Below are 8,998 nucleotides of genomic sequence, written 5' to 3'. Positions count from 1 at the left end.
ATGCCTAGCGCACGCTCAATTTTGCTTCAAAACTCGAAAAATCATCTCGCGATACTTCGCCTTATCGTTTTACGTTCAAAATTAAAACCAAATTTACCAAATTTTACGCACCGAAACCCGCATCTTGACGGCGCTAAATTTGGTTTAGTCAAAATTTAGCACGCTGCGCGTTTTTAAATTTAAGCTGCTAGCTTTAATGAAATTTGCAGTTAAATTTAGTAAAATCGGCAAAAATTATTCAAGACAAAATAGGCGTATTTTAACCAAGAGTGCAACATACGACCGTTACGAATTTAAATAAAAAAGGCGAAGTATCGCACAGCTAGACTAGGCGGCTGAAAATTTTGCGACGGGAGTTACCGTGCGGGTAATGACCGAGCAAAATTTTAAGACAACGACGTATAGCGCCGCGAGACGAGCCGTAGAAAGGTAAAATGTTAGTTCATATTTGCTGCTCCGTCGACAGCCACTATTTTCTGCAACGCCTGCGCGCCGATCGCCCGCACGAGCGTCTAATCGGCTATTTTTACGATCCAAATATCCATCCGTACAGCGAGTTTTTGATGAGGTTTCGCGACGTAAAAAGGAGCTGCGAAAAGCTAGGCGTCGAGCTCATCTGCGGCGAATACGAATATGAAAGCTGGCTAGAGGGTGCAAAGGGGCTTGAAAACGAACCGGAAAAGGGCAAGCGCTGTGCTTATTGCTTTGATTTTCGCGCGGGAAATTCGGCCAAAAAAGCGCGCGAACTAGGCGAAAAATCCATCACTACGACGCTGCTGATGAGCCCGAAAAAGGACTTCTCGCAGCTTGAAGCCGCGCTAAATAAGGCTGCGGGCGAATACGGCCTTGAAACCTTTGCCGTGGACTACCGCGCTGGCGGCGGCACGAACGCGCAGTTTGAGCTTGCAAAAAAAGATAAACTCTATCATCAAAACTACTGCGGCTGTATTTTCGGGCTTAGCAAGCAGCGCGAGGCGCAAAAACTGCCGCTTAGCGAGCTGATGAGCGAGATTAGCGGGCGAGTGATGCCAGGCGGCATCGAGGAGCGTCTGGAGCTTTATGAAAAGGTACGCGAGTGCGAGGCTGCGGGCGCGCCGTTTCATCTATCGCGCAAATATTTTCTAAACTACCGCCTGCTACGCGCCTACGTCAAATTTGGCGGCTCGGTCGTGCCGTCGTATTTTTTGCTCTACTCGCATTTTAAGCGCGAAAACGTCAAATTTAGCGTGAGCGAGGCGGCTCAAATTTGTGACGAGCTGCGAGACGGCGTGATGCTACTAAATTTGGCTAAATTTAACGAGCTTTCAGGCGAAAATTTCGCTAGCGTAAACGAGCTTTGCCGCCGGCCTATCGCCGTGTCGCGCGAGCTAGAAATCCGCCGCGAGCTGTGCGGAGAATTTAGCCAAAATCCTATAATCGTGCTGGATGAAATTCGCGCGGGCAGATATGAAATCTACGCTAAAGACGAGCTTTATAACGATAGCCGCGAGGTTTTGGTAGCGCAAATTTGAGCTAAATTTAGCGCGCTCGAGATAAAAGCGGGCGCGAAAATTTAGCGGCTAAATTTTGCCCCGGCTAAATCAATAATCTTTTTCTTAGCAAAATTTGGCTAAAATCGGCTTTAAATTTTACTCACAAGGTTTAAAGTGATCGACATCGTTGAAATCCAAAAAATACTCCCGCACAGGTATCCGTTTCTGCTCATCGACCGAGTGACCGAGCTAGAGCCCGCTAAACACATCGTCGCGTATAAAAACGTCACGATCGGCGAGCCCGTGTTCCAGGGGCACTTCCCCGGTCACCCGATATATCCGGGCGTGATGATCATCGAGGGCATGGCGCAAGCCGGCGGCGTGCTCGCGTTTAAGAGCATGAGCGACGAGCATCAAGCAAATATCGAAAATAAAGTCGTTTATTTTATGAGCATCGACGGAGCGAAATTTCGCCATCCGATACGCCCCGGCGACAGGCTCGAGTACCGCCTCGAGGTGCTAAAACACAAAGGCAACATCTGGGTACTAAAAGGCGAAGCCTACGTGGATGGCACGCTATCGTGCGAAGCCGAGCTAAAAGCTATGATCGTAGATAAATAAGCGAGCCAAAATGAGAAATATCCATCCGCAAGCCGTCGTCGAGGACGGCGCGAAGATCGGCGAGGACGTAACGATCGAGGCCTATGCCTATGTCAGCAAAGACGCCGTGCTAGGCGACGGCGTACTCGTAAAACAAGGCGCTAGGATCGTGGGCGACACGCATATCGGCGATGGCGGTAAAATTTACAGCTACGCCATCGTGGGCGACATCCCGCAGGACGTGAGCTACCGCGCCGAGGAAAACACGGGCGTTCGTATCGGCAAAAATGCGACAATCCGCGAGTTTTGCACGATAAACTCGGGCACGCACAAAGGCGACGGGATCACGCTCATCGGCGATAACGCGTTTATCATGGCATACTGCCACGTCGCGCACGACTGCATCATAGGAAATAACGTCATCTTGGCAAACAACGCGACTCTAGCGGGCCACGTGGAGCTTGGAGACTACAGCGTCGTGGGCGGTATGACGCCGATACATCAGTTCGTGAGAGTCGGCGAGAGCTGCATGATCGCGGGCGCTAGCGCGCTATCTCAGGACGTCGTGCCGTTTTGCCTGGCTGAAGGCAACCGAGCCTATATCAGAAGCTTAAATTTAGTCGGTATCAGGCGCAGGTTTGATAAAGACACGGTCGAAGAGATAAACAGGGCGTATAAATTTTTATTTAGAAAAAGCGGGGATCTAAAAGCCGCGGCTAGTGAGCTTTTAGAGAGAGCGCAGATAGAGCAGGTGCGAAAAATGTGCGAATTTATCCTAAGCACCAAGCGCGGTATCCCATTAGCAAAAGGAAGAGAATAATGGCGAGAAAATGTAATTTTTGCGGCGAGGTAGAGTCTGCCGATAGGAGACTGCTGGCCGATATAGACGGGACTGCGTTTATATGCGAGCACTGCATCACCGCCGCTTACAAGGTGCTTTACGGCGAGGAGAGCCGCGAGCAAGAAAAAGAAGAGCGAACTAGAGACTATCAAAATTTGACGCCAAAAGAGCTAAAGGCGGTGCTAGATAACTACGTCATCGGTCAAGATAAAGCTAAAAAGGTCTTTAGCGTCGGCGTTTATAACCACTACAAAAGAATTTTTAGAAAAGGCGAGATCGAGGATGATACGGAGATCTCAAAATCAAATATCTTGCTCGTCGGCCCTACGGGTAGCGGCAAGACGCTGATGGCGCAGACGCTGGCTAAATTTCTAGACGTGCCTATCGCTATCTGCGACGCGACTAGTCTAACGGAAGCCGGCTATGTCGGCGAAGACGTGGAAAATATCCTAACTCGCCTTTTACAGGCCGCAGACGGCGACGTAAAGCGCGCCGAGCAGGGCATAGTTTTCGTCGATGAGATAGATAAGATCGCCAGGATGAGCGAAAACCGCTCGATCACGCGCGACGTGAGCGGCGAGGGCGTGCAGCAAGCGCTTTTAAAAATCATCGAAGGTAGCCTCGTAAATATCCCTCCAAAAGGCGGCAGAAAGCACCCTAATCAGGAATTTATCCAGATAGACACCTCAAACATCCTCTTTGTTTGCGGCGGCGCGTTTGACGGCCTGGCCGACATCATCGAGCGCAGGATCGGTAAAAACGTGCTGGGATTTGGTCAAGACAAACGCTCTAAAGATGATAGGGAAAATTTGCTAGACGCGCTTGAGAGTGACGATCTGGTGCATTTTGGACTCATCCCGGAGCTCATCGGCAGACTTCACGTTGTGGCCACGTTAAATAAAATCACCGAAGACGATATGGTGCGAATTTTAACTGAGCCTAAAAACGCGATCTTGAAACAATACCAAAAGCTTTTCGCGATAGATAGGGCAAATTTAAAATTTGACGACGAAGCACTAAAAGAGGTCGCAAAACTAGCTATCGAGCGAAAAACGGGAGCCAGAGGACTACGAAGCATAATGGAAGAGGTGATGACCGATATAATGTACGAACTGCCGGAGCTTGCGGGCTACGACGTGGTGATCACCAAAGAGGTCGTAAACGGCAAAGAAAAGCCGATTTTCGTAAAAAACAATAAAATAAGCGCATAAGGATACAGATGATTTTAGACCAACTAATAGGATTTTTTTCAAGCGATATGGGTATCGATCTAGGCACGGCAAATACGCTAGTTCTAGTAAAAGATAAAGGTATCATCATAAACGAGCCATCTGTAGTCGCGGTACAACGCGAAAAATACGGCAAGCAAAAGATTTTAGCCGTCGGCCACGAAGCAAAAGAGATGGTTGGTAAAACTCCTGGCGATATCGAGGCGATCCGTCCGATGAGAGACGGCGTTATCGCGGATTTTGATATGACGGAAAAGATGATCCGCTATTTCATCGAAAAAACTCACCGCAGAAAGAGCTTCCTGCGCCCTCGCATCATCATCTCCGTGCCTTACGGCCTAACTCAAGTCGAGCGTAAAGCCGTACGCGAGAGTGCGCTAAGCGCGGGAGCTAGAGAGGTATTTTTGATCGAGGAGCCGATGGCTGCGGCTATCGGAGCAAATTTGCCCGTGCGTGAACCGCAGGGTAATCTAGTCGTCGATATCGGCGGCGGTACGACCGAGATCGGGGTAGTGTCTCTAGGCGGTTTAGTCATCAGCAAGTCTATCCGCACCGCTGGCGATAAAATCGACATGAGCATCGTAAACTACATAAAAGAAAAATACAACCTCCTAATCGGCGAGCGCGCGGGCGAGGATATCAAAATCTCCGTCGGTTCGGCGATACAGCTGCCTGAGGAGCTTAGCATCGTAGTAAAAGGTCGCGACCAAATCAGCGGCCTACTAAGCCGCGTGGAGCTAACTAGCGAAGACGTGCGCGAGGCTATGCGCGAACCGCTAAAAGAGATCGCCGACGCCCTAAAAACCGTGCTTGAGATGATGCCGCCCGATCTTGCCGGAGATATCGTGGAAAACGGTATCGTGCTAACCGGAGGCGGAGCGCTGATCCGCGGCCTTGATAAATATCTAAGCGATATCGTTAAGCTTCCTGTTTTCGTCGCGGATGATCCGTTGCTAGCCGTGGCTAGAGGCACCGGCAAGGCTCTTGAGGAGATTAAATTTTTACAACAACTCGTAAATGAAGAGTAAAATTTTATTCGTCGCTCTTATCGGCGCGCTGGTATTTTTTTCGCTTGATAGAGGCGCGCTCATCTCGGGATACGTCGTAAATTTAAACAACCGCATAGTCGCCGCCTACGACGACGCGGTCAAATTTGTAAAAGACGGCGTAAACGAGCATTTTAGGCAGCGCGAGGAGATAAAGCAGCTTCGCGCTCAAAACGCCGAACTAGAAAAATCGGCGGCTCTGCTTTCAAGCTTTGCAAAGGAGCTAAATGAAATTTTGGTCGATAAAAACTCGACCGCCTACGAGCCTAGAGTCCAGCTCGTGCGCGCCCTTAGCTATGTAAATATCAGCGACTACGACAAGGTCTGGCTGGATAAATTTAGCGGCTACGACGAGTCTAAAATTTACGGACTCATTTATCAAGGCAAGAGTGCGGGTATCGTCGTGAGCAAGGACGGAAATCCAATGGCCTTGCTGCAAAACGATCCAAAAAGTATATTCGCCGTTTCAATCGGCGAGGAAAAGATCCCGGGCATAGCGCACGGGAGCAAAGACGGAATAACGGTGAAATTTATCCCCCAGTGGCTCAGTCCAAAAGAGGGCGACGAGGTCGTCACGAGCGGGCTTGACGGGATATTTTTCAGCGGGATTTCAGTGGGCAAGGTCACTGGCGTGATCCAAGAGAGCCTATATAAAAGCGCGGCCGTAAAGCCATACGTAAGCATAACCATCCCCTCGTATCTATACGTCGTAACAAAGGAAAAATAATGCCAAAAAGAACCGACATCAACACCGTTTTACTCATCGGCAGCGGCCCTATCGTCATAGGCCAAGCGTGCGAATTTGACTACAGCGGCACGCAAGCTGCAAAGACGCTAAAGCAGCTTGGCTACCGTGTCGTACTCATAAACTCAAACCCGGCTACCATTATGACCGATCCTGATTTCGCCGACGCTACCTACGTCGAGCCGATAACCAAAGAGAGCATCAAGCGCATCATAGATAAAGAAAAAGTCGACGCCATACTGCCTACGATGGGCGGCCAGGTCGCGCTAAACGTCGCTATGCAGCTATATGAGGCGGACATGCTTGGCGGCGTCAAATTTCTAGGCGCGAACCCGCAAGCGATCAAAAAGGGCGAGGATAGGCAGGAGTTTAAAAAGGCGATGCAAAAGATCGGCATGGACTTGCCGCAAAGCCAGTACGCCTACGACATGGACGAGGCGTTAGCCGCAGCCGCAAATATCGGCTTTCCGCTCATCATCCGCGCTAGCTATACGCTAGGCGGCGCAGGCAGCGGCGTGGCGTATAATATCGACGAATTTAAAGAACTAGCCCAAACCGGCCTAGACGCGAGCCCGATACATGAAATTTTGGTCGAGGAGAGCTTGCTAGGCTGGAAAGAGTACGAGATGGAGGTCATCCGCGACCGCAACGACAACTGTATCATCGTCTGCTCGATCGAAAACTTCGATCCGATGGGCGTGCATACGGGCGACAGCATCACGGTTGCGCCGGCTCTTACGCTAACTGATAAAGAGTATCAGGCGATGCGCGACGCGAGTTTTAAAATTTTACGCGAGATCGGCGTGGATACTGGCGGCAGCAACGTGCAGTTTGCTATAAATCCAAAAACCGGCCGCATGATCGTGATCGAGATGAACCCGCGCGTGAGCCGCAGCTCCGCACTTGCCTCAAAGGCCACGGGCTACCCGATCGCCAAGGTCGCGACGCTGCTAGCCGTGGGCTTTAGCCTGGATGAAATCAAAAACGATATCACGGGCACGCCTGCTAGCTTTGAGCCCGTCATCGACTACATCGTGACCAAGATCCCGCGCTTTACGTTTGAGAAATTCCCGGGCGCGAACCCATATCTAGGCACCGCGATGAAGAGCGTGGGCGAGGTGATGGCGATCGGCAGGACGTTTAAGGAGAGCATCCAAAAGGCGCTTTGCTCTATGGAAAAGGACTATTACGGATTTAACTTCGTAAATTTGGAGAAAAACGCGCTTGTTTACGGGCTTAGAAACGCTAACGAAAGCCGCATTTTATACGTCGCGCAGGCGTTTCGCGATGGGCTTAGCGTGGCTGAAGTGCACGAGATGAGCAAGATCGATCCGTGGTTTTTGGATCAAATTTGGCAGATAGTTAAATTTGAAGAGCGTATCGACATGGACATCCTAAACGACGAGCCGCTACTTCGCGAAGCTAAAACGATGGGCTTTTCGGACAAGATGATCGCGCATCTGATAAATTTAAAAGACAACCTTGATCTGGGTCAAAACGATATTTATTTCGCGCGCGAGAAAATGGGCATAAACCTCGAATACAACGAGGTAGATACCTGCGCGGGCGAGTTTAAGGCGCTCACGCCGTATCTTTACTCGACGACGAATATCACGAAACTACCGCATCTTGCATCAAATTTCGCCAAGTCAAATTTGAGCTCAAATTCGGCGCAAAAAGAGAAAAAAGTGATGATCATCGGCGGCGGTCCAAACCGCATAGGCCAGGGCATAGAGTTTGACTACTGCTGCGTGCACGCTAGCTACGCGCTACGCGACATGGGCGTAAAAACCATAATGTACAACTGCAACCCCGAAACCGTCAGCACCGACTACGACACGAGCGATATTTTGTACTTTGAGCCGATCGATTTCGAGCACGTTAGAGCCGTGATCGAGCACGAGAACCCAGACGGCGTGATCGTGCATTTTGGCGGTCAGACGCCGCTAAAATTCGCCAAACGCCTAAGCATAGCGGGCGCGAAAATCATCGGCACCAGCGCGCGCACGATCGACGTCGCCGAGGACCGCAAAAAATTTAGCGAATTTATCTCTAAAATAGGCGTCAAACAGCCGCGAAACGACACTGCGACAAGCGAAAAAGAGGCGTTAGAAAAGGCCGCTGCCATCGGCTATCCGGTGCTCGTGCGCCCTAGCTACGTGCTAGGCGGCCGCGCGATGAGACGGGTGCATAGCGACGAGGAGCTACGCCTATACATGAGCGAGGCGGTCAAGGTCAGCAACCACTCGCCGGTGCTAATCGATAAATTTTTACAAGACGCCGTAGAGCTCGATGTTGACGCGATCAGCGACGGCAAGGACGTCTATATCGGCGCCGTGATGCAGCACATCGAGGAGGCGGGCATCCACAGCGGCGACAGCGCGTGCATATTGCCTCCGCTAAATTTGACCGCGCAGATGATCGAAAAGGTAGAAAACCAAACCCGCGACATCGCGCTAAATTTGGGCGTCGTAGGGCTCATGAACATCCAGTTTGCCATCTACGAAAACAAGCAAAGCGACGGCGAAGCCGATGTTTCTGAGGGAAGTGAAGCGACCGGGCAGAATGAGCTTTTTATGATCGAGGTAAATCCGCGCGCCAGCCGCACCGTGCCGTTTGTTAGCAAGGCAACGGGCGTTCCTATGGCAAAGGTGGCCACGCGCGTGATGTGGCAGGGCGATTTGCGCGAGGCGCTTAAATTTTACGATAACTACGGCGCGGTTTACGAGGAGCGCGGCATACTCAAGCCTCGCGTGAAAAACCACGTCTGCGTAAAAGAAGCGGTATTTCCGTTTAACAAGCTCTCAGGCGCGGATCTAATCCTAGGTCCTGAGATGAAAAGCACGGGCGAAGTTATGGGCATATCAAGTGATTTTGCAAAGAGCTTTGCAAAAAGCCAGATCGCCGCGAGCAACTCGCTTCCTACTAGCGGCCTAGTCTTTTTAACTCTTGCCGACGCGGACAAAAAATACGCCGCAAATTTGGCGCGCGAGCTCATAAGTCTCGGCTTTAAAATCATCGCCACGGGCGGAACGTATAAAATTTTAAATGACGCGGGCGTAGAG

7 protein-coding genes are annotated in these 8,998 nt (G+C 50.7%); all 7 read left to right on the top strand.

Translation table 11 applies throughout. The annotated features are described in order from the left end of the window. The first annotated feature begins 434 nt into the window (after nt 1-434). Nucleotides 435-1,511 carry an epoxyqueuosine reductase QueH gene (locus Q0338_RS10500; RefSeq protein WP_298086673.1) on the top strand — a complete coding sequence of 359 codons (1,077 nt, stop codon included), beginning with the start codon at nt 435-437 and terminating at the stop codon, nt 1,509-1,511. Nucleotides 1,512-1,646: 135 nt separating this feature from the next. Next, the gene (gene fabZ / locus Q0338_RS10495) at nt 1,647-2,093 is read left to right on the top strand and encodes a 3-hydroxyacyl-ACP dehydratase FabZ (protein ID WP_122872832.1); all 447 of its coding nucleotides are present in this window, start codon (nt 1,647-1,649) and stop codon (nt 2,091-2,093) included. Nucleotides 2,094-2,103: 10 nt separating this feature from the next. Next, nucleotides 2,104-2,892, top strand: coding sequence for an acyl-ACP--UDP-N-acetylglucosamine O-acyltransferase (gene lpxA, locus Q0338_RS10490; RefSeq protein ID WP_298086672.1), 789 nt, complete (start codon nt 2,104-2,106; stop codon nt 2,890-2,892). After that, on the top strand, nt 2,892-4,124 hold the full coding sequence (clpX, locus tag Q0338_RS10485; RefSeq protein ID WP_298086671.1) for an ATP-dependent Clp protease ATP-binding subunit ClpX: 1,233 nt from the start codon (nt 2,892-2,894) through the stop codon (nt 4,122-4,124). The genes lpxA and clpX overlap by 1 nt, the downstream gene beginning before the upstream one ends. 8 nt (nt 4,125-4,132) lie before the next feature. After that, nucleotides 4,133-5,170, top strand: a complete 1,038-nt coding sequence (locus tag Q0338_RS10480) for a rod shape-determining protein (RefSeq protein ID WP_002947212.1) — start codon at nt 4,133-4,135, stop codon at nt 5,168-5,170. After that, a complete protein-coding gene (mreC, locus tag Q0338_RS10475) occupies nt 5,160-5,915 on the top strand; it encodes a rod shape-determining protein MreC (protein ID WP_122872828.1) in 756 nt (251 codons plus the stop codon). Before Q0338_RS10480 ends, mreC begins: the two co-directional genes overlap by 11 nt. Further along, nucleotides 5,915-8,998: carbamoyl-phosphate synthase large subunit (carB, locus tag Q0338_RS10470; RefSeq protein WP_298086670.1), on the top strand; the 3,084-nt coding region annotated here is incomplete at its 3' end. The genes mreC and carB, both read left to right, overlap by 1 nt.

Origin of the sequence: uncultured Campylobacter sp. (genome assembly GCF_938018145.1) — a bacterium.
Lineage (GTDB): Bacteria > Campylobacterota > Campylobacteria > Campylobacterales > Campylobacteraceae > Campylobacter_A.
The sequence above is the reverse complement of the archived record's forward strand: the minus strand, read 5'-3'. Positions and strand labels throughout refer to the sequence as shown.